Source organism: Brevundimonas subvibrioides, from assembly GCF_027271155.1.
GTDB lineage: Bacteria > Pseudomonadota > Alphaproteobacteria > Caulobacterales > Caulobacteraceae > Brevundimonas > Brevundimonas subvibrioides_D.
In genome coordinates this window covers 1,358,383-1,383,846 of record NZ_CP114542.1, presented here as the reverse complement: position 1 = coordinate 1,383,846, position 25,464 = coordinate 1,358,383, and the positions used below count along the sequence as shown (strand labels likewise).

Sequence of the window (25,464 nt, the reverse complement as noted above, 5' to 3'; positions counted from 1 at the left end):
GGAACTGCACTACAGGGGTTCTAGCCCATCGCCGACCGCAGCGTCAGCCACTACGGGGGCCGCCGGCAAGGGTGCCCCGTCCAGCAACTGCCGCGCGGCGACGATCGACGGGGCGGTGATCAGGGACATGTAGAAGCCGAACGACAGGGCAAAGATGGGCAGGGTGGCGAGGAACGGAATCGTCATCGACCGGACGAGCGGCATCAGATCGAGCGGGCTGTCCACGACAGAGGGCCAGACCAGCCCCTGACCGAAGAAGCCGCCGACCAGGATCGCCGCGACGATGGTTACGAACACCAGGTAGGAAAGGATGTAGATCAGCCAGACCAGCAGGTTCATGCCGATCAGCTTCAGCACCTGTCCCCTGGCGATCGCCCAGCCTTCGGCGAAGGCGAACCGGCCCAGGATCAATGTCGCCGGTGCCATCAGCGACACCCGCACCCAGCCGACGATCGCGCCGATCAGCACAAGGACGGCATAGATCACGACGACGCCGATCGCGACCCCCTGCCCGGCCGACCACAGCGCCGCCCCCAGAGCCAACCCGATCAGGATCAGCACCAGCAACGCGACATACCAGCCGATGAAGGTCGCGACGACCACGACCGCCACCCGGACCTCATCCATGCTCAGGCGCATGAACAGAAAGGGGTCTCGCCGCCCCTGGGACAGGACTGCCCGCCCCACGGCATTCGCCAACACCAGCATGACCAGATACATGACGATGTTCAGCCCGTTGATCGCGGCCTGCAGCTGCATGACCTCGGCGGTGTAGGCCTCCATCATGGCTTCGCCTTCGCCCCAGGGCAGGCGCAGGAACAGCGGGATCATCACCGCATAGATTGCCGCGACCACCGCGAACATGGCGATGCCCCAGCCCAGAACGGTCAGGGGCCGGCGCCGGATCAGGGCGAATGGCGCGCCCAGCGCCGCATCCATGGAGAATGTCGGTTTCATGCCTTGCCCTCCTCAGGGCTCCAGTACTCGAGCCGGCGATAGGCGGTCCCGAGAAATCCGAGGGTCAGGGGCAGCTGTATGGCCACGAGCCCGACGATGAGGACCGTGTGGCCGAGGACGCCGCCCGGCAGGCCCGCTGCGGCGAGCGACAGCAGGACGACAAGCGGGGCCGCCGTCACGACCAGACCGCCGAGGATCTGCCAGAAGCTGCCGTAGGCAATGCCCATGCTGTTCAGCGACACCATCTGCCTGCGACCCAGGGTGGCCGGCACGAACAGGGACAGCCGCACGGCCAGCAGAAGGGGGATCAGCAAGGCCCCCAGGCCGACCACGATCAGGACGACCAGTTTCCACGCCGGGCCGACGCCCCCCCAGTCGCGGGCCTGGATGGCCGCCACGTCCAGCTCGGCCACCCCGGCGATGGCCAGGACGACCAGACCCAGCATGGCGACGATCATGCCCAGGAAGATCAGGCACAGCAGGGCGGCACCGACCAGACGCGGCTCGGGCCAACCGAACTGGAAGCCCAGCGGCCCCAGTCCGAGCGCCCGCACAGCGCGGGCGTCCGTGCTGATCGACAACCGCGCCAGGGCCCCGACCGCCATCAGGGTCAGCAGTGCCGCCGCCCCGGAGACCCAGGGCGCGATCCCGGCGTCGAGCGCCACGAACAGCGGAATCGTCCATGCCATCACGGCCGCGACCAGCACGCCGCTGGCCCCCAGCCAGAGACGCGGCATAGCCTTGGCCGTCGCACGCAGGGCGTCGCGCAGGTTCAGCCGCCGACCCTGTACATCCTTGTGGCTCATCAAGCCCCCTCGTTGAGCAGCCCCTCACCATAGACCGCGACGATGACGCCTGACAGACACCTGCTGACGAACTGGCCGGGCGTGGCTAAGAAGCCGCATGACCACGCCTTCCCCCACGCAGAAGCCCATCCACGTCATCGGCGGCGGCCTCGCCGGCTCGGAGGCGGCCTGGCAGATCGCAGAGGCGGGCGTGCCGGTCGTGATCCACGAAATGCGCGGCGTTCCGGGGGTCAGGACCGATGCCCACCACACGGATGGACTGGCCGAGCTGGTCTGTTCCAACTCGTTCCGCTCGGACGACTGGGAATACAATGCGGTCGGGCTGCTGCACGCCGAGATGCGGGCGCTGGGTTCGATCATCATGGCCAGCGGCGACGTCAACTTGGTGCCGGCGGGCGGGGCCCTGGCCGTGGACCGCGAGGCCTTCTCCCGCACGGTGACGGAGCGGTTGCACGCCCACCCACTGGTCACCGTGGTCCGCGAGGAGATCGGCGGCCTACCCCCCGGGGACTGGGACAGCGTCATCGTCGCCACCGGCCCACTGACCTCCCCGGCGCTGGCCGATGCCATCCTGTCGCTGACGGGCGAGGAGAGCCTGTCGTTCTTCGACGCCATCGCCCCCATCGTCCATGCCGAGACCATCGACTTCGACATCGCCTGGCGACAGTCGCGCTATGACAAGGAAGGCCCGGGCGGCGACGCCGCCGCCTATGTCAACTGCCCGATGGACAAGGCCCAGTACGAGGCCTTCATCGACGCCCTGCTGGACGGGCCCAAGGCAGAGTTCAAGGACTGGGAGAAGGTTCCCTATTTCGACGGCTGCCTGCCCATCGAGGTGATGGCCGAACGGGGCCGCGAGACCCTGCGTCACGGCCCGATGAAGCCGGTCGGACTGACCAATCCGCGCGACCCGCTGGTCAAGGCCCATGCCATCGTCCAGCTGCGGCAGGACAATGCGCTGGGGACCCTGTTCAACATGGTGGGCTTCCAGACCAAGCTGAAGCACGGGGCCCAGGCCGAGGTGTTCCGCATGATTCCCGGCCTGCAGAACGCTCAGTTCGCCCGGCTGGGTGGGCTGCACCGCAACACCTATCTGAACAGCCCCCAGCTTCTGGATCGTCAGCTGCGCCTGAAAATCATGCCGCGTCTGCGCTTCGCCGGGCAGGTCACGGGGGTCGAGGGCTATGTCGAGAGCGCGGCGACGGGTCTGCTGGCCGGCCGCCTTGCCGCTGCGGAACGGCTGGGCAGGCCGCTGGATGCCCCCGCCGCCCACACCGCCATCGGGGCCCTGGTCGAGCACATCACCGGCGGACACCTGACCGGGTCGAAATTCCAGCCGATGAACATCAACTATGGCCTCCTGCCTCCCCTGGACGCGCCCAAGGTCGACGAGGCCGGGGTCAAGATCCCGCTGAAGGAGCGCGGCCGGGCCAAGAAGCGGCTGATGAGTATCCGGGCGCTGCGAGCGCTGGAGGCCTGGCGCGACGCGGCCTGACCGGACAGGGGAACCTGATCGCCCGGCGCTAGATCCGGCCTCTCAGGGTCGCCCAGATCAGCCTGAGCCGTCTGGCAGCCCCGGACCGATCCCTGGCGGTCAGCGTCGCATGGGCCACGGCAGGAAAGGCATCCGACGGGAGGCCTTCGAGGGCACCGTTGGCGGTGCGCCTCAGCGCATCGGCCTCTTCGGTTCGACCCACCTGCGACAGCCCCCACACCCGCGCGGCTTCCGTCACACGATCTGCGTGGCCCGGCCCGACCAGCACCTGCACGGCCGTCTGCATCGGCCCGACGTAGAAGGCGTCCAGATCGTGCGGCTCGCCATGGACCCGGCCGATGTGGGCCTCGATCAGGGCGTCGAACGGCGCGCGATCCAGCCCGTGGCGGCCCACGATGTCTGTCAGGGCCTCCAGCACCGGATGGCCCTTGCGCGCCACCCCGGCCCAGACGCCATCGAGTTGCTCGCGCCACCACGCATAGCGCATCTCGGCCAGCAGCGGCTGGGTGACCCGCGTCGGGATGGCCATCAGCTCGGCCTCGAACGCGTAGAGGGCGATCAGGTCCGCGCGACGCCGGGGGTCGGATACGAACCGGCTGGACAGCCAGCGATCCGGATCGGCCGCCCGGACCTGGGCGTCCAGACTGTCCGCGACCTCAGCCAAACAGGGTCTGGTACATCGCCATGGAGGTCAGCATGGGCAGGCTGAGCAGCAGGTTGGTGCGGCTGGCCAGCATGGCCACGCGGGCGGCCTTGGCCTTCGTCGCATCGTCGACGATGACGATGCCGAGGGCCCGCTTCTGGTTCGGCCAGATGATGCCCCAGACGTTGAGGAACATGATGATGGCCAGCCAGACGCCGACGCCCATCAGGGCAAAGCCCTGGTCGCCCTCGACCAGCCCGCCGGCGAAGCCGAAGCTCAGGACCTCGGCCGAATAGGCGTGGCCCTTCAGCCCCATCACGGCGAGGCCGGCGATCACCGTGCCCAGCGCGGCCCAGCGGAACCAGAACAGGGCCTCGGGCGCGATATGTTTCGAGACGGCCGGCTTCAGCTCGGCCGGGATGTTCGGCATGATCCGGATCTGGACGAAGTTGAAATAGTACAGCAGCCCGATCCACAGGATGCCGAACCCGACGTGGGCCCAGCGCGCCACGGCCTGGGCGAAGGTGAGCGCATCGACGTCGGAGGTCCGTGCGAAGGCGAAGATCATGATCGCCGCCAGCGTCAGGCTGACCAGAAGCGTCGTGCGGAAGTTCGAAAGCAGATTGGCCACCGGTGTGTCCTCCCCAGGAATGAATCAGTCAGGCGGACCCTAACCTAATCGGCCGGGGACGCCACACGGGCGAGATCGCCGGCGACTGTAATGGTCGTCGGAGTCGAAAAAAGCGGTCGTCAGGGCCGGGACGCCATACCGAGTTTCACCGGCTTGGCGTCCTCGGCGATCTCGCCACGCTTCACGCCCCACAGCAGGATGATCGGCGCGCCGACGTAGATCGACGAATAGGTCCCCACGATGATGCCGAACATCAGCGCGATCGAGAAGCCGAACAGGGCCTCGCCCCCGAAGAATGCCAGGGCGGCCAGCACCATGACGGCGGTCACACCGGTGATGATGGTGCGCGACAGGGTCTCGTTCAGCGACAGGTCGATGACCTCACGCAATGGCATGGTCTTGTACTTGCGCAGGTTCTCGCGAAGTCGGTCGAACACCACGACCGTATCGTTCATCGAATAGCCGATGACGGTCAGAATGGCCGCGACCATGTTCAGGCTGAACTCCAGCTTGAACAGCACGATCAGGCCGAAGGTCAGGACGACGTCGTGAAGCAGGCCGGCCACGGCACCGAAGCCGAACTGCGGTTCGAACCGGAACCAGATGTAGGCGAACATCAGGGCGATCGCGACGCCAAGCGCCAGAACGCCGGAAGTGAACAGTTCGCCCGAGACCTTGGACCCCACGACGCTGACGCCGGAATAGGTCACGGGACCGACCGCCTCATTGATCGCGCCCTGCACGCGGGCGACGACCGCACTCTGTTCCTGGCCATCCGGCACCTGGAAGCGAACGACGGCGCTGGACGCGTCATCAATGCCCTGAACGCCCACGTCGCCGAGGCCGAGATGGGCCACGGATTCGCGCACTGCCGCCAGGTCCAGCGTCTCGCTATCGGGCTTGGTCAGCTCCATCACGGCACCGCCGCGGAAGTCGATGCCCATGTTCAGGCCGGGATAGAAGCATCCGATGATCGAGGCCGTGCACAGCACGATCGACAGCACGGCAGCGATCCGGGCGTATTTGACGAACCGGAAATTGGTCTTCTGGGGAAGGACCTTGATCAGGGGCCACCAGGTCATCGCACGCTCTCCGCGATCGGCAGGGTCTTGGGCCTGGCCGTCTTCAGCCAGTAGGCCAGCAGCACCTGGGCCACCAGGACCGACGAAAACACCGAGGTGAAGATGCCGATCGACAGGGTCCAGGCGAAGCCGCGTACGGGTCCGGCCCCGAAGATGAACATGATCGTCGCCGCCACCAGACTGGTCAGGTTGGCGTCGATGATCGTGCCCATGGCCTTGTTGAAGCCGGCATCCAGCGAGGCGACCACGGACCGTCCGGCCCGCGCCTCGTCGCGAATGCGCTCATAGATCAGCACGTTGGCGTCCACGGCCACGGCGAAGGTCAGGATCAGACCCGCGATACCGGGCAGGGTCAGGGTCGCCTGGGTCAAGGACATGGCCGCGATGATCAGGATACCGTTCAGCACCAGTCCGATCACCGAGATGCCGCCGAACAGGAAGCCGTAGGCCAGCAGCATGAAGACGACGATGATGATGAAGCCGATGATGGTCGACAGCTTGCCGTTCTGGACGGCGTCGGCCCCCAGTTCGGCCGTCACGGTCCGACGTTCCTCGACCTTCAGGGGCGCCGGCAGCGCTCCGCCGTTCAGCAGGTTCACCAGTTCGGACGCCGAGGCGATGGTGAAGTTGCCCTCAATGATGCCGGACCCGCCCAGGATCGCGCTGTTGATCGTCGGGGCCGAGATCACCTTGCCGTCGAGGATGATGGCGAAGGGCTTGCCGATGTTGGCTGCGGTGGCCTCGCCGAAGCGACGCGCGCCCTGACCGTCGAAGCGGAAGCCGATGGCGGGTCGGCCGCTCTGGTCGGCGCTGACCTCGGCCTTGGTCAGGTTCTCGCCCGAGACGAGGACCCGTTTCTTGACCAGATAGGGCGTCTGTCCGTCGTCGCCGATCAGCAGCTGGGCATCCGGCGGCACACGACCGGCCAGGGCGTCCTGGATCGAGTTTTCCGTATCCACCATCTGGAAGGTCAGCTGGGCCGTCTGGCCGATGACGCGTTCCAGCGCGGCCGGGTCGCTCTCGCCCGGGGCCTGGACCACGATGCGTTCCGCGCCCTGGCGTGTGATCGACGGTTCGCGCGTGCCGAGGCTGTCGATCCGGCGACGGACAACCTCGATGGACTGGTCCACCGCCGTCGCGCCCATGGTATCGAGGGTCGCCTGGGTGAAGGCCAGACGGACGCGGCCGTCGGACAGCCGCGACGCAGCGCGTTCGGCGGCCCCGTTGGCCCCTGGCGCGCCGACCAGCTTGCGCAGTTCCTGATAGGCGGCTTCCGAGCGCGTCGGATCGGCCAGGGTCACCACCGCCCCGCCCGGCTCGCGCGCGATCTGGTTGGTGGCGATGCCGGCCTCGCGCAGGGACACGCGGACGTCCTCGATCAGGTTGTCGACCCGTTTGGTCCGCATCGCGTCCACGTCGACTTCCAGCAGCAGGTATGATCCGCCCTGAAGGTCCAGCCCCAGGTTCAACGCGTTCTTCGGCATGAAGCCGGGCAGAGACGCGCGCTGGGCGGGCGTCAGCACATTCGGCAGGGCCAGCAGCACGCCGAACACCAGCGCGATGATGAGAACGATGACTTTCCAGCGGGACAGCTGAATCATGGACGCGATTTCCGGTTCAGCGGTCGGGGATCAGGACTTGGAGATGGCCTTGGTATCGTTGGCCGCGATCGCCGTGCGGTTGCGCACCTCGGCGATCATGGCCTTGACGACGCGGACGTTGACCGACGGCGCAATCTCGACATTGACCTCGGCCTCTTCCACCCGCGTCACCTTGCCGATCAGGCCCGACGACAGGACGATGGTGTCGCCCCGCTTGACCGCGGCGATCAGGGCCTGATGCTCCTTGGCGCGCTTCTGCTGCGGACGGATCAGCAGGAAGTAGAACAGCACGAAAATGGCGACGAAGGGCAGGAACTGCACGATGAGGGCCATAGGGCCGCCGTCAGCGGTAGGTGTCATAGGTCATTCCCCGACGCGGGCAGGCCTCAGTCGGGCGCCCTTTGAAAACAAGGCGCGATACCTAGGGCCGAGCCTCCCACAATGCAACGCCGCTAGCGGGGCAGCACCGTCAGCGGATCGATCGCCACCGGCTCGTCGCCCTGCATCCGCCGGGTCTCGTAGTGGATCGAGGGTCGGCCGTCACCGGCGGTCAGACCGACGGTGCCGATCTGCTGGCCCGCGCGGACGTCCGCCCCGTCGTCAACGGTGGCCGAGCCCAGATGGCCATAGACCGTGCGCCAGCCGTCGCGGTGGACGATCAGGACCGTCAGCCCCTGCCCCACCAGATCGTCGCCGACATAGGCCACGCGCCCGTCGGCGGAGGCCACCACGGTCGCTCCGGCCGAGGCCCCGATGTTGATGCCGTTGTTGCGCTCGCCCATGCCGACCGGTCCGAACCGGCGCACGATCTCGCCGCGCACCGGCCACTGCAGGGCGACCGAGGAACCGACGGGCGCGGTGCCGACCTGACCCGCGGACGCGGGCTGGCGCGGCGGCGGCGGCGCGGCCGGGTTGCCCGAGGGCGGTGGAGGCGGCGGCGGCACGACGCCGTTCTCGGGCACCATCACGCCTCTGGGCGCGGGGCCGGTCGCATAGGGGTCCGGTCCGGTATCGACCGCGCTGTCGGGCAGGATGATGTCCCGGCCGACCGTGATCGCGCCGCGGGGGCCCAGGCCGTTCAGGTCGATCAGGGTCTGTACCGGCGTCTGGAACCGGCGTCCGATGCCCGAGATCGTGTCGCCGCTGCGGATCGTATAGGCGGCCCCGGCGCTGGTCGTCACCGGTGCCCCGGGCGGTTGATAGGCGGGCGGTGGAGGCGTCGGCTCATAGGCCGGAGGCGGCGGATAACTGCCGCCGTTCAGGTTGCCGGTCGTCGTGCTGGAGGAGGACGACGGCGGCGGCAGCGCCCCGCCTTCGATGGTCTCATAGGGCACGGTCGCAGGCGGCGGGGCTTCATAGGGCGGCGGCTCGACGGCAGGAGACTGGGGCTGGCCGCCGGGCTGGGCCGGCGCGGCGCCCGCGCCGTACCCCGACATCGGTCGGGTCGAATAGCGCGGCTCGGTCGGATAGCTGGCGCACGCCGTCGTCGCCAACGCCCCACCCAGCAGCAGCATCGCCGTCAGCCAATTCGAAACCCGCATGGACCCCTCCCCGCAACACACCGCCCGGTGCCTCGCACACAAACCGGCAAACAGCACGAAAGTTGGGCGGAGTGGTTAATGAAGAGGGGGATTGGGCAGTAGGCAGTAGGCAGTAGGCAGTAGGTTTTTCGTTCGATCGAGGTCTGATTCAACCGCATCGGGCCGGCGCCGCGACATCGCCCTTCTGCTCCTGCCTACTGCCTACTGCCTACTGCCTACTGCCTACTGCCTCCCCCTCACCCCTCCTTCGCCGTCCCCTCGACCAGGGGCACGAACCGGACCTCGCAGAGGCTTTCGCGCCGGAACGAGCCGTCGGCCTGGCCGGTATAGCGATGCAGCATCTGCACCGACGTGCGGCCCACCGGACAGACCAGCACGCCGCCGGGCTTCAGCTGTTTCAGCAGTTCGGTCGGCTCGGTCGGCGAGGCGGCGGTGACCATGATCCGGTCGAACGGCGCCTGCTCCGGCCAGCCCAGGCCGCCGTCGGAATGGCGGGTGATGACATTGTCGATCTCCAGCGTCCGCAACCGGCTTTCCGCCTCGACCAGCAGGCTGCGATAGCGTTCGACCGAATAGACATAGCGCGCCAGGCGGCTCAGAACCGCGCACTGGTATCCACTGCCGGTGCCGATCTCCAGCACCCGGTGACGGGCCTGGACGTCCAGCGCCTGGGTCATCAGGCCGACGATATAGGGCTGCGAGATCGTCTGGGCGCAGTCGATCGGCAGGGCCTGATCCTCCCACGCCTGATCGAGGAATTTCGCGTGCACGAACACGGCGCGGTCGATCGATTCCATCGCCGCCAGCACCCTGGGCTCCGTCACCCCCTGCTTGCGCAGCGACAGGATCAGCCGCCCGGCGCGGTCGTCGCGGAGGTTCATCTGGGTGGCACCCCGCCCAGCACGCCCTTCAGGTCGTGGACGCTGGGCCTGTGGGTCAGGTCGATGTGCAGCGGCGTGACGCTGATCTTTCCGTCGTCCATGGCCCGCAGGTCGGTGCCCGGTGCGTGGTCCGTCTTGGTCCCGCGAAAGCTCATCCAGTAGTAGTCGCGGCCGCGCAGGTCGGTGCGTTTGACCGCGTGCATCTCTCCCGCCTGACGAAAGCCCTGCACGGTCACCTCGACCTCGGTGACGTCCCCGGGCGGGCGGGCGGGGAAGTTCAGGTTCATCACCACCCCGGCCTCCCAGGTCTGGGCCAGCAGACGCCTGATGATGGCGGGGGCGAAGGCCTCCGAGGTTTCCCAGTGGGCGGTGACCTCGTCATGAAACCGCTCCAGCGACTGGCTCAGGGCGATGGAGCGGATGCCGAAGGCCATGCCTTGCAGCGCCCCCGCGACCGTGCCGGAATAGGAGCAGTCCTCGCCCACATTGTGCCCCCGGTTGACGCCCGACAGCACCAGATCGGGCCGCTCCGGCATCAGGTCGTTGACCGCCAGGACGACGCAGTCCGTCGGCGTCCCCGTGACCGAGAACCGCTTGCCGCCGAACCGGTTGACCCGCAGCGGCTCGGTCAGGGTGATCCCCCGCCCCTTGCCCGACTGTTCCTCCTGCGGGGCGACCACCCAGACGTCGTCCGACAGGGTCCGGGCGATCCGTTCGAGACACGCCAGCCCCTCGGCCTCGATCCCGTCGTCGTTGGTCAGGAGGATTCTCAGCGGTTCACCCTCACATCATCGGCCAGGATCACCAGATCACCCCGGCAGTGATTGACGATGACCGATCCCTCGTGTCGCAGGATCTGGTTGGTCGCCTGGGTCCAGGGGGCGGTGCGGCCGGTGAAGGTGACCTGGGAGCCGTTCAGGTCGTCCGCCGCGCGTTGCGCATTCCGGGGCAGGGCACCGCTGATGCACGGGCGGGAGAACGGCTCGCTCAATTGCCGCTGGGTGGGAAACAACTGGAACTCGCCTTCGGACACCCGGACCCAGCCGGTGAAGCTGGTCTGGTCCGCGGTGATGCTCTGATCGGCGGCGGGCATGGATCCGGCGCATCCGGTCAGCGACAGGGCGACGGCGGCGGCAGCAGTCTTGGACAGCAGGGTCATGACATCAGGCTCCGACATGGGTGACACCGCCCATATAGGGCAGCAGTGCAGACGGCACCGCGATCCGGCCGCCCTCGTCCTGATAGTTTTCCATGATCGCCACCAGGGTGCGCCCGACGGCGAGGCCGCTGCCGTTCAGGGTGTGCACGAACTCCGGCTTGCCGCCCGCCGCCCGCCTGAACCGCGCGTCCATTCGCCGCGCCTGGAAGTCCCCGCAGTTGGAGACCGAGCTGATCTCGCGGTACGTGCCCTGGCTGGGCAGCCAGACCTCCAGGTCGAAGGTCTTCTTCGCCGAAAAGCCCATGTCGCCCTTGCACAGCAGCATCCGGCGATACGGCAGCTCCAGCCGCTTCAGTACGGCCTCGGCGCAGGTCGTCATCCGCTCATGCTCTGCGTCGGAGGCTTCCGGCGTGGTGATGGAGACCAGCTCGACCTTGTGGAACTGGTGCTGGCGGATCAGCCCGCGCGTATCCCGCCCCGCCGACCCCGCCTCCGCCCGGAAGCAGGGCGTCAGGGCGGTGAGCCGCAGGGGCAGTTCCTCCTCCGGCGTGATCTGCTCGCGGACGAGGTTGGTCAGGGAGACTTCGGCGGTGGGAATGAGAAAACGACATTCTTTTGAAAGTTCTCCCTCCACAGCATCAAAGTAACTTTGAGCCCATATGTTGCGTGAATCGCGCTGAAATGCTTCAAAGCTAGATTGCAATACATCGGAAATCTGTGCACCAGCATTTACTTGATCAGTTACACTAAGATGGAATTTATGGATTAGATACGCCTCGGCGGCGGCCGTTCGATCATTTGCAATCTGATATGCCGCATCTTTGTCGAGAAATGTCGCCTTGAACAAATCCTCTTCAAACTTCGGCAACTGCCCGGTCCCGAACATCGCCTCGTCGCGGACCAGATAGGGCGGATTGACCTCCAGATAGCCGTGCAGATCGACGCCCTCGGGCGTCGATGTCTGCAGGTCCAGCATGAATTGGCCGATGGCGCGCTCCAGCCGGGCCAGCCCGCCCTTCAGCACCGCGAACCGCGCCCCCGACATCCGCGCCGCCGCCTCGAAGTCCAGCAGCCCCAGCGCCTCGCCCAGGTCGGCATGGTCCCGGGCCGGACCCGTCCGGCGGGGCTCGCGCCAGACGGAGACCTCGACGTTGCCGTCCTCGTCCGCGCCGTCCGGCACATCGGCGGCGGCCAGATTTGGCAGCTTTGCAAGATACTCGTCGCGGATATGCTCCGTTCGTTTCCGCTCAGCTTCTAGCTTCGCAAGTTGAGCTTTGCCTTCGGTCCCGGCCAACGCACGGAGCCGGTCGAACTCTGCCTGCCAGACATCGATCTGTTCGAAATCCTCTTCTCGTTTCGCTTGCTGGAGGCGTCCTTGGATGAGGCCGATTCCCTTTGCGGCCGAGTTCTGCTGCGATTGAGCGGCCTCATAGGCAGTCGTCGCATCTCGAAACTCCTGATCGAGGAGCAGGAACCGCTCTACAACATGGGCATCCTCCACACCCCGCGCCGACCAGCCTGCGACGAAGGCTTCGGGAGTCTCTCGGATGGCGCGGATGTCATGCATGGCGGGCGGTCTTCATGGGGCGGTCGGGATGATCGGCTGTCCTAGCGGGCGTCGCCGATCGTATCCAGTCCTTCCCTCTCCCGGAGGGAGAGGGCTTGAGGTTCGGAGCGCGCAGCGATCCGCAAACCGAAAGGGTGAGGGGTTATGCCCTCTCCGGTTCGCACGGTTACCCCTCACCCTTTCGCACAAGAACGACGCTGCGCGTCGTGTGCTCAAGCCCTCTCCCGTTGGGAGAGGGAACCGCTATGATGCCCCCATGACCCTGCACGCCCCCTACGACCCGTCCAACATCTTCGCGAAGATCCTGCGCGGCGAGATCCCCGCCGTGAAGGTCTGGGAGGACGATGCCGTCCTGGTCTTCATGGATGTCTTTCCCCAGTCCGAGGGCCATGTGCTGGTGATCTCGAAGACCTCGCAGGCCCGCAACCTGCTGGAGGTCGAGCCGGAGACCCTGGCCGCCCTGACCGCCGCGACCCGGCGGACGGCCGCAGCCGTGGTGAAGGCCCTGTCGCCCGAGGGCTTTTCCATCATGCAGTTCAACGGCGAGGCCGGCGGCCAGACGGTCTTTCACCTGCATTTCCACATCATTCCCCGCTGGGCGGATAGGCCGCTGAAGGGCCACGGCCAGGCCGGGATGGCCGACATGGACGCGCTGAAGGCGACGGCCGAACGGATCCGGGCGGCGCTTGCCTAGCTTTCGTCATCCTCCGGCAAGCCGCGCCTTCGCGGCGCAGACCGGGGGACGCAGCGGCGCCGAAGGCGATCCGTTCAGGCACGATGTCGGCAGCGTCGTGCTTCGTGGCAGGTTCGCGCTCTCGCGCGCCGCTGCGTCCCCCGGTCTCGCTGCGCTCGCCGGAGGATGACGGGGTTCAGAACGACGATCGACAGCGCCAGCCTGACCACAGGCAGGATGCGGGACGTGTCCGGCATGGCGTTTCACAGCTTGCGCGGCGCGGCCCGCGCCCGCTAAACGACGCCCTCGTTGCGTGGCCGGCTTAGCTCAGTTGGTAGAGCGCCAGTTTTGTAAACTGGATGTCGCGGGTTCGATTCCTGCAGCCGGCACCAGCGTCACGCGGACGCCCACGGCGGCACCGGCAGGCCCTTTCCGGCCAGGAAGTCCGCATTGAACAGCCGGGACGCATAGCGCGAGCCCGGATCGCACAGGATGGTGACGATCGTCTTGCCGGGCCCCAGCTGCCGCGCCAGCCGCACGGCCCCGGCGATGTTCACCCCCGCCGATCCGCCCAGCGACAACCCTTCATGGACCACCAGGTCGAACAGCAGGGGCAGGAATTCGGCGTCCTCGATGCGATAGGCGTGGTCGGGCGTGAAGCCTTCCAGATTGCCGGTGATCCGCGCCACGCCGATGCCCTCGGTGATCGACGACCCCTCGGCCGTCATCTCGCCCCGGGTGAACCAGTTGAACAGCGCCGCGCCCGCCGGGTCCGCCAGCGCGACCTGGAGGGACGGGTCACGGTCCTTCAGATAGGTCCCCGCCCCGACGATCGTGCCACCCGACCCCACCGCGCTGACGAAGCCGTCGATGCGCCCGCCGGTCTGGTCCCAGATTTCGGGGCCCGTGCCGGTGTAGTGGGCGTCGCGGTTGGCGGTGTTGTCGAACTGGTTGGCCCAGATCGCTCCGTTCGGCTGCGACGCATCCAGTTCCTGCGCCAACCGCCCGGAATAGTGGACGAAATGGTTCGGGCTGGAGAAGGGCGCGGCGTCCACCTCGATCAGCCGCGCACCCAGGGCCCGGATCGCAGACTTCTTCTCTTCCGACTGGGTGCGGGGGATGACGATCACCACCGGATGGCCCAGCGCCGCCCCGACCAGGGCGAGGCCGATGCCGGTGTTGCCCGCCGTCCCCTCCACGATGGTGCCGCCGGGCTTCAGCGAACCGTCGGCCCGCGCCGTCCGGACGATCGACAGGGCCGCGCGGTCCTTGACCGACCCGCCGGGGTTCATGAACTCGGCCTTGCCCAGAATCTCGCAGCCGGTCTGTTCCGACAGGCGGTTCAGCCGGATCAGCGGCGTCTGGCCGATGAGGTCGATGACGGACGTCGCGGGCATGGAATCTCTTGAAGGCGGGGTCGTCGACAGGGTGAAGTGGACGCCCGGACTTGTCCACGCCTGCGCCCCTGCCCCGCCTGCGATCCGGCCGCCCCGATCCCGATTGTCTTCCGCGTGCCGATAGGATTTCTAGGGGCATGGCCAGACCCCTGCTTCCCCTCAACGCCCTGCGCGCCTTCGAAAGCGCCGCCCGGCATCTGAACTTCACCCGCGCCGCCGACGAACTGTCCGTTACGCCCGGTGCCGTCAGCCAGCAGATCCGCCTTCTGGAGGACACCGTGGGTGGCCCCCTGTTCCGGCGCGAGGCGAAGGGACTGCAGATCACCGACCTGGGCCGGGCCGCTGCGCCTCTACTGCGCGAAGGCTTCGAACGATTGATGGACGCCTCGGCCCTGCTGCGCGAGCCGCCCCGGCGCCGGCAGATCTCGGTCAGCGTGGCGCCCAGCTTCGCTGCCAAATGGCTGATGCCCCGCATGGACGACTTCCACGCCGCCCACCCGGAGATCGAGGTCTGGATTTCCGCCGACATGGAGCCGGCCGATCTGACCGAGGGCGCCGCAGACCTCGCCGTCCGCTACGGCCCCGGCAACTACGGCGGCCATGTCTCGCAGTTGTTGATGACGGAGACGGTCCTGCCGGTCTGCGCCCCGCGCCTGATGAAGGGCGATCACCCCATCCGCACGCCCGGCGACCTGGCCCACCACACCCTGCTGCACGACGTCTCTTCCGACGCCGACCCGAGCCGTCCGGACTGGGCCATGTGGCTGAAGGCGCGGAAGGTCCGCCACCCCGATCCGCGCCGGGGCTCGCGCTACAACCAGTCCAGCCTGCTGATCGAAGCGGCCATCGCCGGTCGCGGCGTCGCCCTGGCCAAACGCACCCTGGCCCAGGCGGACCTGGCCGCCGGTCGTCTGGTCGCCCCCTTCGCCGACGGATCGGAGGCGGTCGGTTTCGCCTACCACGTCATCATGCCGCGCGACCGCCCCGCCTCGGTCAGCGCCCTTGCCTTCGTGACCTGGCTGAAGCGCCAGGCGGTCGATCATGATAACAACATGGATCCGCTGTAGAGATCCTCTTTCATCGCACGGCTCCCGATCGTCCGGACTTCCATGCTCGAACGCACCATCAACAAGCTGGGCCATCGCATCGGCGCGCGGGGCGGGCGCACGCGCGCGGCCATCCTCGACGCCACCCGACGCCTGCTGGAACGTCGACATCTGGGCGAGCTGCGCGTCGCCGATCTTGCGGCAGAGGCCGGAGTATCGCCGTCAAATTTCTACACCTATTTCAAGACGGTGGAGGAGCCTGTTCTGGCCCTGTGCGAAGCCGCGGCCGTCGATTTTCAACCCCTTTCGCGCCATCTGGACGGCGACTGGTCGGCCGAGCAGGCCTTCTCTGCCGCCCGCGCCTATGTCGTCGATGTGCTGATGATCTGGCGCGACCACGGCCCGGTCCTGCGCATCGAGCATATGCTGGCCGACAAGGGCGAGGCGGGGTTCGTCGAGGCCCGCGTGCGTCGCCTGCGTCGGGTCCACCTGTCGCTGGAGCGCCGCATCGCCGTGGCCCATGCCACCGGCTATCACGCGCCCGGTCTCGACCCGCGCCTGGCCTCCTATGAGGTCGCCAATCTGGTGGAGTCGGTCGCCGCCGGGTTCGAGCTGATGCGGCGTGGCGACACACCGTCCGACGCCATCCTGGACACCACCGCCCACATCGTCGTGAAACTGGTCACGGGGCGCTGAGAATTCTCTCTTCCGCTCGGGGCAGGGAGACGCTTCAGCCTACTCCCCCCAGGGGCCCGTAGAGCCAGGTCAGCCAGATGCCGATGGCCAGGAAGGTCCCGAACGGCAGCCGGTCGGCACCGCTGACGCGCCGCCGCGTGATCAGCAGCGTCAAAACCACACTGAGCCCGGCCGCGCAGGCCCACAGCAGCACGCTGGGCAGCCCGATCCAGCCGACCCAGGCCCCGGCCCCGGCGAACAGGATCGGATCGCCGCCGCCCAGTCCGTCACGCTTGCGGATCAGCCGGTAGAGGGCGGCCAGCACCCAAAGGGAAGCGAATCCGAGGGCCGCACCGATCAATGACGCGACCGGCCAGCCCCGGGCGATGACCGCCGCCCCGATTAAACCGGTCGCGATCAGCGGCAAGGTCAGCTCGTCCGGCAGCCAGAAATTCTCCGCGTCGATCAGGGCGATCAGCAGCAACTGCCAGCCGAGCACCGTCGTGGCTGCGATCATGAGCCACCCGGCCCCGGCCCCGGACAGCCCGGCCCAGACGCCGATCGCCGCCGCCCCGCACTCGATCAGCAGATAGCGCGGCGACACCGCCGCTCCACACATCGCGCACCGGCCGCGCTGGAGCAGCCAGCTGACCACCGGCACCAGATGCCAGGCCTTCAGCGGGGCCTCGCAGTTCATGCAGTGCGACCGGGTGAAGACGATGTCCTCATCCCGGGGCATCCGCACCGTCACGGCGGCGATGAAGCTGCCGATGATCAGGCCGAGGAGGCCCATCAGGATGGCAATGACGACGGCTGCGGACATGGATCCCGCTTAGCCCGGTTCGGGCCTCAGCCGCCACCCAGGGCGACGGCGGCATGATAGGTCACGAAGGCCGCGCCATAGGCCAGGGCGAACATGTAGGCGATCATCACCCACATCCATTTCCAGCTGTTCAGCTCGCGCTTCACCACCCCCAGCGTCGCCACGCACTGCGGCGCGAAGACATACCAGGCCAGGAAGCTCAGGCCCGTCGCCAGCGACCACTGCGCCGCCAGGGTCGCGCCCAGCAGGCTTCCCGCCGCCTCCGGATCGCCGATGGCATAGACGGTGCCGAGCGCCGCCACCGCGACCTCGCGCGCCGCCATGCCGGGCACCAGGGCCACGACCATCTGCCAGTTGAAGCCGATCGGTGCGAACAGCGGCTCCAGCGCATGGCCGATCATCCCGGCGAACGACCAGTCGATAGCCGGACCGGCGGCCCCCTCGGGCGGATAGGGGAAGGTCGACAGGGCCCAGACCACGATCATCAAGGGCAGGATGATCTTCGCGGCCCGCGCCATGAAGATGCGCGCCCGGATCCAGAGGTTGATCGCCACCGACTTCACGTCCGGCGCCTTGTAGGCCGGCAGTTCCATCATGAAGGGCTCGACGGCCCCTCTCCAGAACACCTTGCGGATGACGAAGGAGACCAGAAGCGCGCTGACGATGCCCGCTGCGTACAGGCCGAACATCACCAGCCCCTGCAGGTTGGCGAACCCCCAGACCGTCTTGTTCGGAATGAAGGCGGCGATGATCAGCGTATAGACCGGGATGCGGGCCGAGCAGGTCATCAGCGGGGCCACCAGGATGGTCGTCAGCCGGTCGCGCTTCGAATCGATCACCCGCGCCGCCATGATCCCCGGAATGGCGCAGGCAAAGCTGGACAGCAGCGGAATGAAGGCCCGCCCGTGCAGGCCCGCGCCACCCATGATCCGGTCCATCAGGAAGGCCGCCCGGGCCATGTAGCCGAAGTCCTCCAGCACGATGATGAACAGGAACAGGATCAGGATCTGGGGCAGGAAGACCAGCACGCTGCCGACGCCGGCGATGACGCCATCGACAAGCAGGCTCTGCACCAGGGGCCAGACCGGCCCGGTGTCGGGAACGACTGATGCGACACCGATGCCCAGCCCGCCGAAGCCCGCCTCGATCCCGTCCATCAGCGGCGTGGCCCAGCTGAAGACCGCCTGGAACATGACGAACAGCAGCACCATCAGGATGGCCAGTCCGGCCACCGGATGCAGCAGCACACCGTCGATCCTGCCGGTCAGGGTGTCCGGTCGCTCGGGCGGGCGCACGCAGTCGCGCATGATCTGCTCGGCGCGGCGGTGCGCACTGCGCAGGGCCTCGGCGTCGGGCGCGATCCAGCCATCGCCGGCCGACGACCAGCCCGGCCCGGCGGCCGTCTCGATGCCCTCCACCAGTTCGGCGATGCCGCGCTTCTTCGTCGCCACGGTCGTGAAGACCGGCACGTCCAGCTCGCGCGAAAGGCGCTCCAGATCGATCCGCAGACCCTGGCGCTGGGCGATGTCGTACATGTTGAGCGCCAGCACCATCGGTCGACCGACGGCCTTCAGCTCCAGGATCAGCCGCAGCACCAGCCGCAGGTTGGTCGCATCGGCCACGGCCACGATGACATCGGGCACGGCCTCGCCTTGCAACCGGCCCAGCACGGCGTCGCGGGTGACTTCCTCATCGGGACTGCGGGCGCGAAGGGAATAGGTGCCCGGCAGGTCCAGCACCGACATCGACCGGCCGGAGGCGGCCAGAACCCGGCCCTCTTTCCGTTCGACGGTGACGCCGGCGTAGTTGGCGACCTTCTGGTGCGCCCCGGTCAGGGCATTGAACAGCGCGGTCTTGCCCGAGTTGGGATTGCCGACCAGCGCGACCCGGACGGGCCTGACGGCGACGTCCATGCCTACTCGGCGGCTTGAGCGAACAGTTCGATGGTCAGGCCGCGCGCCTCGCGGCGACGAAGGGCGACGCGCATGTCGTCCACCTTCAGCGCCATCGGATCCCTGCCGATGGCCCCCTGGTGAAGCAACTGGATCACGGCCCCCTCGACCAGACCCAGTTCCAGCAGGCGGCGTTCCAGCTCGGCCCCGTGTTCGTCGCGGGCATCGGTGCCGACCCGGGTGATGACACCCTTGTCGCCCAGACGCGCTTCCGACAGGGAAATGACGTTGCTCATGACGCTCGCCTTACCGGAGATCGACTTGCCTCTCCGTTACTGCGAACGCTTATCAGACGCGTGTGCGGTCCGTCCAGCTTTTCGTCATGGAACGGACCGCCTGCGCTATTCCGCCGCCGCCGGGACCGGATCGTTGGCGGTGACCTCCTGCGCTTCCCATTCCTCGATCTTGCGGGCCGTGTATTCCGGCGACCGGGTGAAGCGGGCCAGGGCGCCGTAGATCACCGGCACCACGAACAGGGTCAGCAGGGTGGAGAACATTGCGCCCGTGAAGATCACCACGCCGATCGTCTGACGGCTGCCAGCGCCCGCGCCGGACCAGAGGACCAGCGGCAGGGCACCGAACGCCGTGGCGATCGACGTCATGATGATGGGGCGCAACCGCAGGGACGCGCTCTCGATGATCGCCTCGGTGATCGACCGTCCCTGGTCGCGCAGCTGATTGGCGAACTCCACGATCAGAATGCCGTTCTTGGCAGCAATCCCGATCAGGATGATCAGCCCGATCTGGGAATAGATGTTCAGGCTGGACCCGGCCATGAACAGGCCGAACAGCCCGCCCGCCGCCGCCAGGGGCACCGTCAGCATGATGACCGCCGGCGTGATCCAGCTTTCGAACTGGGCCGCCAGCACGAGGAAGACCAGCAGCAGTGCCAGCGCAAAGGCCCAGGCCACGGCACCGCCCGCTTCCTGCTGGTCGCGCGCCGCGCCGCCGTACTGGATGTTGACCACGCCTCTCGGCTGCTCCGCGATCTGCGTGTTCATGAAGGCGACGGCATCGGCGATGGTGGTGCCGGGGTTCAGATCGGCCGACAGGGTGATGGCACGCTGGCGATCCAGCCGCCGACGATCCGGCGTATCGCCCGATGTCCGGGTCGTGACCACGGACGACAGCGGCACGAGCGCACCCGACCCGGCACCGACGTACAGGGTTTCCAGGTCGCCCAGAGACGACCGGTCCTCCCGATCCGTCTGCAGGATGACGTCGTATTCCTGACCGCCTCGGATATAGGTCGTGGCCCGCCGCGACCCGAACATCGTCTCGAGAGTCCGGCCGATCTCCTGCGAGGACACGCCCAGCGCCGCGGCCTTTTCAGGATCGACCTCGACCAGCACGCGCGGGGCGTTCGGCTCATAGTTCAGGCGCGGCCGCGAGAAGCCGGGATTCTCCTGCGCCGCCGCCAGCACCGGCTGCAGCCAGTCGTAGATCTCGCCATACTCGGACCCGGTGACGATCATCTCGAGCGAGTTGGACCCGCCGCCCCCGCCGCCCCCGCCGCCCCCACCGCGCTGGAAGGCACCGGGCACCGAGGCATTGACCTGGGCCCCCGTCTGGCCGCGCAGCTTGCCGTTCAGCTCCTGGGCGATCTGGTCGGCTGTCCGGTCCCGCTCGGACCAGTCCTTCAGGATCAGGGACGCATTGCCGGTGTTGAAATTGCCGCCACCGAAGCCGGGCGACGAGATCAGATAGCTCTCGACCTCTCCGCCGTTCTTGTACTCGGCCAGGATGGGTTCCAACCCCAGCATGATCTTGCGGGTGTAGTCGAACCCGGCTCCCTCCGGCCCCTGGACACGCACCTGGACCCGGCCGCGATCCTCCGGCGGCACCAATTCGTCGGGCAGGGTCAGGAACATGGTCGCGGCCCCCGCGCCGACCAGCAGGATCAGCAAGGACACGCCGATCACCGCGATCCGCTTGCCGACCATCATCTTCAGCGAGTCGGCATAGGAGTTCTTCAGCCCGTCCATCGCCCAGTCGACCTTGCGCGCCAGCCAGCCAGACCCGGCGGCGGGCCGCAGGATCTTGGACGCCAGCATCGGGGACAGGCTGAGCGCAAGGAAGGCCGAGAAGGCGACCGCCGCCGCAATGGCCGCCGCCAGTTCCACGAACAGCCGCCCGACATACCCCGGCAGGAACAGCAGCGGCGCGAACACCGACAGCAGGGTGATGGTCGTGGCGATAACGGCGAAGAACACCTGACGCGTCCCGCGCTCGGCCGCGACCAGCGGAGGTTCCCCGTGATCCAGCCTGCGCTGGATGTTCTCGACCACCACAATAGCGTCGTCGACCACCAGACCGATGGCCAGAACCAGGGCCAGCAGGGTCAGCAGGTTCAGCGAAAAGCCCAGCGGGGCGAGGACGATGAAGGTCGACAACAGGCAGATCGGGGCCACGATCGACGGGATCAGCGCCGCGCGCAGGCTGCCCAGAAAGATGAAGTTCACCAGGGCGACCAGCGCCATGGAAATGCCGATGGTGATCCAGACCTCGTCGATCGCATGCGAGGTGAAAACCGAGTTGTCGGACCCTACGACCAGTTCCGTGCCCTCGGGCAGGCTCGGCCGGATTTCGTCGACGAGCGCGGTGACGCCCTTGGAGATTTCAAGGTCGTTGGACTGGGCCTGACGCGTCACGGCCAGACCGATCTGGTCCAGGCCGTTTCCGCGGAACAGGCGCCTCGATTCGGCCGGTGCCTCCTCGACCCGGGCGATGTCGCCCAGACGGGTCACATAGGTGGCGCGCGGCTGCAACGCGCCGCTGGCTCCCGATCCGTTGGGGATCGACCCGGTGGAGACCGCGCCGGACGCACCAGCCGAACCGATGGAGGCCGAGCCGGTCGTGCCGATCGGCAACTGGGCGAAATCCTGGGCGCGCGCATAGGTGCGGGCCACCCGGACGGTGTAATCCTTGTCGGTCGACTCCAGAGCCCCGGCCGGCAACTCCACGTTCTGGGCGCTCAGCGAATTCTCGACGTCGGAGACGGTCAGGCCGCGCGCACCCATGGCGTCGGCATCCAGCCAGATACGCATGGCATAGCGCTGCTCGCCATAGATCTGCGCCTGGGCCACGCCCGGCACGGTCGCCAGCCGGTCCAGCAGATAGCGATCGGCATAATCCGTCAGCTCCAGCCGGTTCATCGATGACGACCGCAGGAACAGGATCATGATGGGCTGGCTGTCGGAATCGGCCTTGGAGACTTCCGGCGGCTGGGCCTGGTCGGGCAGGCGTCCCTGCACCCGGCTGACCCGGTCGCGCACGTCCGAGGCGGCCACGTCGATATCGCGGTCCAGAGCGAATTCGATCGTCACATTGGACCGGCCATCACGGCTGGACGAGGTGATCCGCTCGACGCCCTGGATCCCGGCGACCTGCTGCTCGATCGGCTCGGTGATCCGGTTCTCGATCACCTCTGCGGAAGCGCCCGCATAGCTGGTGGAGACCGACACGATCGGCGGATCGACGTCGGGCAGTTCGCGCACCGGCAGGAAGAAGAAGGCCGCAGCCCCGATCACGCACAGCACGATGGCGGCCACAGCCGCCAGGACTGGCCGCCGGACGGAAACGTCGGACAGCATCATCGCGCGGCGGCCTGCGGCTGCGCGGTGCCGGTCGGTGCCGTAGCTCCGGCACGCCGGGCACCGCCCGCACCGCCGACCGTCACCGGCGCATTGGGCTGGATGCGGTTGAGGCCGCCCGCGACGACCCGATCGTTGGCGTTCAGACCGGAGACGATCTCGACAAAGCCCCCCTCGACGGCCCCGGTCTCGACTTCGACGCGCTGGGCGGTCGATCCCTTGTCGCCTGCCGCAATGCGATAGACGAAGGCTCCGTCGCCTTCGTACTGGACCGCCGCCTCGGGTACCGCCGGCGTCATGCGCTGACCCTGCTGGATGGCGACACGCAGCAGCATGCCCGGTCGAATGCGTCCGCCCGGATTGGGGAACTCGGCGCGGGCGGTAACGGCGCGGGTCGTCTCGTTGATCCGGGTATCCACCAGGGCGATGCGGCCCGAGAACTGTTCGTTGCCATAGGCGTCTGCGGTCGCCGTGATCGAAAGGCCCGAGCGAAGCACGCCGATGTAGCGTTCCGGCACCGGGAAATCGACGCGGATCACCGTGGTATCGTCCAGCGTCGTGATGACCGCACCGGGGCTGATCAGCGTGCCCGCCGTCACCGTCGACAGGCCCAGGGTCCCGGCGAATGGCGCACGGATGACCCGGTCGCCGCGTCGCGCCTCGGCCGCCGACAGCGAAGCCCGTGCCGTGTCCAGCGTCGTCTGGGCCACCTCAGCCGTCACCCGCGGGGCGATCCCGCGCTCTGCCAGGACCCGATAGCGTTCGTATTCCCGTTCGGCCTGAAGGACGTTGGCCCGGGCCTGGATGATGCCGGCGTCCTCCTCGCGCGCCTGAAGCTGAACCAGGGGCGTTCCCGCCGCGACCCGCTGCCCGTCCGTAAAGAGCACCCCGGTGATCAGTTCAGAGGTGTTGGAGGTGACGTTGACCGACCGCCGGCCGCGCGCGACGCCCAGCACATTGATCTGGTCGCTGAAGGGACGCTGGGCGACGACGGCCGCCTCGACCGCCTGCCCCCTTCCACCCCCGCGACCGCCGCCGCCCGGGCCGCCCGCACCCGCCTCGTCACCGGCAAAGGCCACGCGCATGACGGCGGCCACGATCATCAGACCCAGGACCACGACTGCGGCGACAAGAAAGAAATGACGTTTGATCACGCGGGCACCGACTCCAGAATACGCGTCGGACGACATAGCCGTTCCGCTTGTCGAGGAAACCAAAGAGTTTGTAACGCGAGCCGTTCCGGTTTCCGTCGCGGCATTCCACCACGGGCCTGTTGAGCGTCAGAACCGTCGCCAGACCGCGATCATGGGTCCTTCGCTGACCGGAGTCTCGCGCCCTGTCACGGTCTGACGCCATCCCGCCTGGACGCTCCATGATCCGAAATCACGCACCACCGAGGTCTCGATCGACAGCCAGCGTGCGCCGTCGTCGTCGGTGATGCCCCCGAAGGCCTGACCCAGCATCAACCAGCCCTTGCCGAACCGGCTGCCGATCGTGACATCCGCCCGCGTCTCGTCAGGCAATCCATCGCGCATCCGCCGCGCGACCTGGAGCTCGGCGAAGGACCGGCCCGGCAACAGTCGGCCGACCGGGTCCTGCCCCTCCCCGAACGACCGCCCGACGGAGGCACGGACCTCCCAGTCCTGATCCCCGACGCCGGGAGCGGCATAGCCTGCGTTTCGTCCCTCACCGGCGAGCGCGTAGCCCGCATACAGACTGACCGCCGCCCGATCGTCGCGCCAGGCTTGCCAGATCAGTCCGACCTCGGCCGGCCCGCGTCCCTCATAATCGACGAAGGCGTCCTCACCGGACTGCCAGTCACCCTTGAACTGCAGCGTCAGCCGGTCCGTGACGCCATACTCGGCGAAGACACCGATGGCCCGATCCACGCGCGCATCGGGCAGGGATACGACCTGACCGGACGGATCATATCCGTCGTTCGCCCGCATCACCTCGGCCTTCACGATGACCTGGGCGCGGCCCTTCTTCTGTGTCCAGGCTCCGGCCTCGGCCGACGACGCCACTGCTGCGAGTACCAGACCCGCAAGGCAGCGGCTGAACATCAGGCGTCGTAGCCGGGTGACTTGCGGTCCAGCAGGCGCAGGGCCCCCGGCCACGCCAGGCCGGAAACGAAGCCGATCCCCTTGCCCTGTTCCCGGGTCTCGGCCTGGGCGGCGTCGGGGGCCATCAGGACATGCTCGCGGCCACCGGACAGCGCGGCGATCTGCTGGGCACAGGCCCGCTCCAGAAAGAACATCCCGACCCAGGCCGCCGCCGCCGTCTGACCCACGGCCAGCGTTCCGTGATTACGGAGCAACATCAGCGGCTTGTCCCCCAGATCCGCCACCAGCCGCTCCCGCTCATCGTGGTTCAGCGCCAGCCCCTCATAGCCGTGATAGGCGACCTGATGGTGCAGCAGGCAGGCGTTCTGTCCGATCGGCAAAAGCCCCTCCGCCTGGGCCGCGACCCCCACGCCCGCCACCGTGTGCAGATGGATGACGAAATGCGCGTCCTCGCGCGCGCCGTGGATGGCCGAATGGATCGTGAAGCCTGCCGGATTGATGAAGCTCTGCGTCTCCTGAACGATCTTGCCCTCCAGATCGACCTTCACCAGGGACGAGGCCGTGATCTCCTCGAAGTAATGGCCATAGGGGTTGATCAGGAAATGATGCTCCGGCCCCGGCACGCGGGCGGAGATGTGGGTGAAGATCATGTCGTCCCAGCCGTGCAGGGCGACCAGCCGGTAAAGCGCGGCCAGGTCGACCCGCGCCTGCCATTCCCCGGCCGAGACACGCGACTTGAGGCTTTGGGCGGCACCGTCGGCCATGGCTGACTCCTGATCGTCGATAACAAGACTGTCGGGCGACCCTCGCGCCAACCCGGGACGGGGTCAAGGCGGACCACGTTCAGGCTTGATTAACCAAGTTTTCACGACCCCCGGG

The 25,464-nt window shown here is 67.7% G+C and carries 24 protein-coding genes and 1 tRNA gene; 5 read left to right on the top strand and 20 right to left on the bottom strand.

Going from position 1 to position 25,464, the window contains the following annotated elements; genetic code table 11:
- Positions 1-9: 9 nt before the first annotated feature.
- Both O3139_RS06905 and O3139_RS06900 read right to left on the bottom strand, forming a co-directional pair.
- Positions 10-957 carry a hypothetical protein gene (locus O3139_RS06905; RefSeq protein WP_269516275.1) on the bottom strand — a complete coding sequence of 316 codons (948 nt, stop codon included), beginning with the start codon at positions 955-957 and terminating at the stop codon, positions 10-12.
- A complete protein-coding gene (locus tag O3139_RS06900; RefSeq protein ID WP_269516274.1) occupies positions 954-1,763 on the bottom strand; it encodes a hypothetical protein in 810 nt (269 codons plus the stop codon). Before O3139_RS06900 ends, O3139_RS06905 begins: the two co-directional genes overlap by 4 nt.
- 97 nt (positions 1,764-1,860) lie before the next feature.
- Here O3139_RS06900 and trmFO point away from each other — a divergent pair, with 97 nt between their 5' ends.
- Positions 1,861-3,258 carry a methylenetetrahydrofolate--tRNA-(uracil(54)-C(5))-methyltransferase (FADH(2)-oxidizing) TrmFO gene (gene trmFO, locus O3139_RS06895; RefSeq protein ID WP_269516273.1) on the top strand — a complete coding sequence of 466 codons (1,398 nt, stop codon included), beginning with the start codon at positions 1,861-1,863 and terminating at the stop codon, positions 3,256-3,258.
- A 28-nt stretch (positions 3,259-3,286) separates the two neighbouring features.
- Here trmFO and O3139_RS06890 read toward each other — a convergent pair whose 3' ends face one another.
- From O3139_RS06890 to serS, 10 genes are all read right to left on the bottom strand, one after another.
- Entirely contained in the window at positions 3,287-3,922 is a 636-nt protein-coding gene (locus O3139_RS06890) for a squalene/phytoene synthase family protein (protein WP_269516272.1), read from the bottom strand.
- On the bottom strand, positions 3,915-4,532 hold the full coding sequence (locus O3139_RS06885) for a hypothetical protein (RefSeq protein WP_269516270.1): 618 nt from the start codon (positions 4,530-4,532) through the stop codon (positions 3,915-3,917). The genes O3139_RS06890 and O3139_RS06885 overlap by 8 nt, the downstream gene beginning before the upstream one ends.
- 119 nt (positions 4,533-4,651) lie before the next feature.
- Positions 4,652-5,614 (bottom strand): protein translocase subunit SecF, encoded by a 963-nt coding sequence (secF, locus tag O3139_RS06880; protein ID WP_269516269.1) that lies wholly within the window; start codon positions 5,612-5,614, stop codon positions 4,652-4,654.
- On the bottom strand, positions 5,611-7,215 hold the full coding sequence (gene secD / locus O3139_RS06875; RefSeq protein WP_269516267.1) for a protein translocase subunit SecD: 1,605 nt from the start codon (positions 7,213-7,215) through the stop codon (positions 5,611-5,613). Before secD ends, secF begins: the two co-directional genes overlap by 4 nt.
- A gap of 30 nt (positions 7,216-7,245) precedes the next feature.
- Positions 7,246-7,575 (bottom strand): preprotein translocase subunit YajC, encoded by a 330-nt coding sequence (yajC, locus tag O3139_RS06870; RefSeq protein ID WP_269516266.1) that lies wholly within the window; start codon positions 7,573-7,575, stop codon positions 7,246-7,248.
- 92 nt (positions 7,576-7,667) lie between these two features.
- Entirely contained in the window at positions 7,668-8,756 is a 1,089-nt protein-coding gene (locus O3139_RS06865; protein WP_269516265.1) for a peptidoglycan DD-metalloendopeptidase family protein, read from the bottom strand.
- Positions 8,757-8,992: 236 nt separating this feature from the next.
- A complete protein-coding gene (locus O3139_RS06860; protein ID WP_269516262.1) occupies positions 8,993-9,637 on the bottom strand; it encodes a protein-L-isoaspartate(D-aspartate) O-methyltransferase in 645 nt (214 codons plus the stop codon).
- The gene (gene surE / locus O3139_RS06855; protein ID WP_269516433.1) at positions 9,634-10,410 is read right to left on the bottom strand and encodes a 5'/3'-nucleotidase SurE; all 777 of its coding nucleotides are present in this window, start codon (positions 10,408-10,410) and stop codon (positions 9,634-9,636) included. Before surE ends, O3139_RS06860 begins: the two co-directional genes overlap by 4 nt.
- Complete coding sequence (locus O3139_RS06850; RefSeq protein ID WP_269516261.1) at positions 10,407-10,814, bottom strand: hypothetical protein; 408 nt, start codon at positions 10,812-10,814, stop codon at positions 10,407-10,409. Before O3139_RS06850 ends, surE begins: the two co-directional genes overlap by 4 nt.
- Entirely contained in the window at positions 10,801-12,363 is a 1,563-nt protein-coding gene (gene serS, locus O3139_RS06845; protein ID WP_269516260.1) for a serine--tRNA ligase, read from the bottom strand. The genes O3139_RS06850 and serS overlap by 14 nt, the downstream gene beginning before the upstream one ends.
- Positions 12,364-12,619: 256 nt before the next feature.
- On the opposite strand from serS, the gene O3139_RS06840 reads away from it, so the two are divergent.
- Positions 12,620-13,057, top strand: coding sequence for an HIT family protein (locus O3139_RS06840; RefSeq protein ID WP_269516259.1), 438 nt, complete (start codon positions 12,620-12,622; stop codon positions 13,055-13,057).
- Positions 13,058-13,352: 295 nt separating this feature from the next.
- Positions 13,353-13,428, top strand: a tRNA-Thr gene (locus O3139_RS06835).
- Positions 13,429-13,431: 3 nt separating this feature from the next.
- Here O3139_RS06835 and O3139_RS06830 read toward each other — a convergent pair.
- The gene (locus tag O3139_RS06830; protein ID WP_269516258.1) at positions 13,432-14,433 is read right to left on the bottom strand and encodes a cysteine synthase A; all 1,002 of its coding nucleotides are present in this window, start codon (positions 14,431-14,433) and stop codon (positions 13,432-13,434) included.
- 137 nt (positions 14,434-14,570) lie between these two features.
- On the opposite strand from O3139_RS06830, the gene gcvA reads away from it, so the two are divergent.
- Both gcvA and O3139_RS06820 read left to right on the top strand, forming a co-directional pair.
- Complete coding sequence (gene gcvA, locus O3139_RS06825; protein ID WP_269516257.1) at positions 14,571-15,500, top strand: transcriptional regulator GcvA; 930 nt, start codon at positions 14,571-14,573, stop codon at positions 15,498-15,500.
- Between the two features lie 42 nt (positions 15,501-15,542).
- On the top strand, positions 15,543-16,175 hold the full coding sequence (locus O3139_RS06820; RefSeq protein ID WP_269516256.1) for a TetR/AcrR family transcriptional regulator: 633 nt from the start codon (positions 15,543-15,545) through the stop codon (positions 16,173-16,175).
- Positions 16,176-16,209: 34 nt separating this feature from the next.
- On the opposite strand, the gene O3139_RS06815 is transcribed toward O3139_RS06820, so the two are convergent.
- The 7 genes from O3139_RS06815 to O3139_RS06785 all read right to left on the bottom strand — a co-directional run bounded on the left by O3139_RS06815 (position 16,210) and on the right by O3139_RS06785 (position 25,349).
- Complete coding sequence (locus O3139_RS06815; protein ID WP_269516255.1) at positions 16,210-16,977, bottom strand: prepilin peptidase; 768 nt, start codon at positions 16,975-16,977, stop codon at positions 16,210-16,212.
- A gap of 26 nt (positions 16,978-17,003) precedes the next feature.
- Positions 17,004-18,890, bottom strand: coding sequence for a ferrous iron transporter B (gene feoB, locus O3139_RS06810; RefSeq protein ID WP_269516254.1), 1,887 nt, complete (start codon positions 18,888-18,890; stop codon positions 17,004-17,006).
- A gap of 2 nt (positions 18,891-18,892) precedes the next feature.
- The gene (locus O3139_RS06805; protein WP_269516253.1) at positions 18,893-19,165 is read right to left on the bottom strand and encodes a FeoA family protein; all 273 of its coding nucleotides are present in this window, start codon (positions 19,163-19,165) and stop codon (positions 18,893-18,895) included.
- A gap of 105 nt (positions 19,166-19,270) precedes the next feature.
- Entirely contained in the window at positions 19,271-22,522 is a 3,252-nt protein-coding gene (locus O3139_RS06800; RefSeq protein ID WP_269516432.1) for an efflux RND transporter permease subunit, read from the bottom strand.
- Positions 22,522-23,676, bottom strand: a complete 1,155-nt coding sequence (locus tag O3139_RS06795) for an efflux RND transporter periplasmic adaptor subunit (protein ID WP_269516252.1) — start codon at positions 23,674-23,676, stop codon at positions 22,522-22,524. The genes O3139_RS06800 and O3139_RS06795 overlap by 1 nt, the downstream gene beginning before the upstream one ends.
- A 126-nt stretch (positions 23,677-23,802) precedes the next feature.
- Positions 23,803-24,585 (bottom strand): hypothetical protein, encoded by a 783-nt coding sequence (locus O3139_RS06790; RefSeq protein ID WP_269516250.1) that lies wholly within the window; start codon positions 24,583-24,585, stop codon positions 23,803-23,805.
- Positions 24,585-25,349, bottom strand: a complete 765-nt coding sequence (locus O3139_RS06785; protein WP_269516248.1) for a class II aldolase/adducin family protein — start codon at positions 25,347-25,349, stop codon at positions 24,585-24,587. The genes O3139_RS06790 and O3139_RS06785 overlap by 1 nt, the downstream gene beginning before the upstream one ends.
- Positions 25,350-25,464: the final 115 nt, after the last annotated feature.

What these genes read in the sequence shown, in the direction of transcription:
- O3139_RS06905 (WP_269516275.1), bottom strand. Translation starts at nt 957, where the DNA reads ATGAAACCGACATTCTCCATGGATGCGGCGCTGGGCGCGCCATTCGCC.
- O3139_RS06900 (WP_269516274.1), bottom strand. Translation starts at nt 1,763, where the DNA reads ATGAGCCACAAGGATGTACAGGGTCGGCGGCTGAACCTGCGCGACGCC.
- trmFO (WP_269516273.1), top strand. Translation starts at nt 1,861, where the DNA reads ATGACCACGCCTTCCCCCACGCAGAAGCCCATCCACGTCATCGGCGGC.
- secF (WP_269516269.1), bottom strand. Translation starts at nt 5,614, where the DNA reads ATGACCTGGTGGCCCCTGATCAAGGTCCTTCCCCAGAAGACCAATTTC.
- secD (WP_269516267.1), bottom strand. Translation starts at nt 7,215, where the DNA reads ATGATTCAGCTGTCCCGCTGGAAAGTCATCGTTCTCATCATCGCGCTG.
- yajC (WP_269516266.1), bottom strand. Translation starts at nt 7,575, where the DNA reads ATGACACCTACCGCTGACGGCGGCCCTATGGCCCTCATCGTGCAGTTC.
- O3139_RS06865 (WP_269516265.1), bottom strand. Translation starts at nt 8,756, where the DNA reads ATGCGGGTTTCGAATTGGCTGACGGCGATGCTGCTGCTGGGTGGGGCG.
- O3139_RS06860 (WP_269516262.1), bottom strand. Translation starts at nt 9,637, where the DNA reads ATGAACCTCCGCGACGACCGCGCCGGGCGGCTGATCCTGTCGCTGCGC.
- O3139_RS06850 (WP_269516261.1), bottom strand. Translation starts at nt 10,814, where the DNA reads ATGTCGGAGCCTGATGTCATGACCCTGCTGTCCAAGACTGCTGCCGCC.
- serS (WP_269516260.1), bottom strand. Translation starts at nt 12,363, where the DNA reads ATGCATGACATCCGCGCCATCCGAGAGACTCCCGAAGCCTTCGTCGCA.
- O3139_RS06840 (WP_269516259.1), top strand. Translation starts at nt 12,620, where the DNA reads ATGACCCTGCACGCCCCCTACGACCCGTCCAACATCTTCGCGAAGATC.
- O3139_RS06830 (WP_269516258.1), bottom strand. Translation starts at nt 14,433, where the DNA reads ATGCCCGCGACGTCCGTCATCGACCTCATCGGCCAGACGCCGCTGATC.
- gcvA (WP_269516257.1), top strand. Translation starts at nt 14,571, where the DNA reads ATGGCCAGACCCCTGCTTCCCCTCAACGCCCTGCGCGCCTTCGAAAGC.
- O3139_RS06820 (WP_269516256.1), top strand. Translation starts at nt 15,543, where the DNA reads ATGCTCGAACGCACCATCAACAAGCTGGGCCATCGCATCGGCGCGCGG.
- O3139_RS06815 (WP_269516255.1), bottom strand. Translation starts at nt 16,977, where the DNA reads ATGTCCGCAGCCGTCGTCATTGCCATCCTGATGGGCCTCCTCGGCCTG.
- feoB (WP_269516254.1), bottom strand. Translation starts at nt 18,890, where the DNA reads ATGGACGTCGCCGTCAGGCCCGTCCGGGTCGCGCTGGTCGGCAATCCC.
- O3139_RS06805 (WP_269516253.1), bottom strand. Translation starts at nt 19,165, where the DNA reads ATGAGCAACGTCATTTCCCTGTCGGAAGCGCGTCTGGGCGACAAGGGT.
- O3139_RS06800 (WP_269516432.1), bottom strand. Translation starts at nt 22,522, where the DNA reads ATGCTGTCCGACGTTTCCGTCCGGCGGCCAGTCCTGGCGGCTGTGGCC.
- O3139_RS06790 (WP_269516250.1), bottom strand. Translation starts at nt 24,585, where the DNA reads ATGTTCAGCCGCTGCCTTGCGGGTCTGGTACTCGCAGCAGTGGCGTCG.
- O3139_RS06785 (WP_269516248.1), bottom strand. Translation starts at nt 25,349, where the DNA reads ATGGCCGACGGTGCCGCCCAAAGCCTCAAGTCGCGTGTCTCGGCCGGG.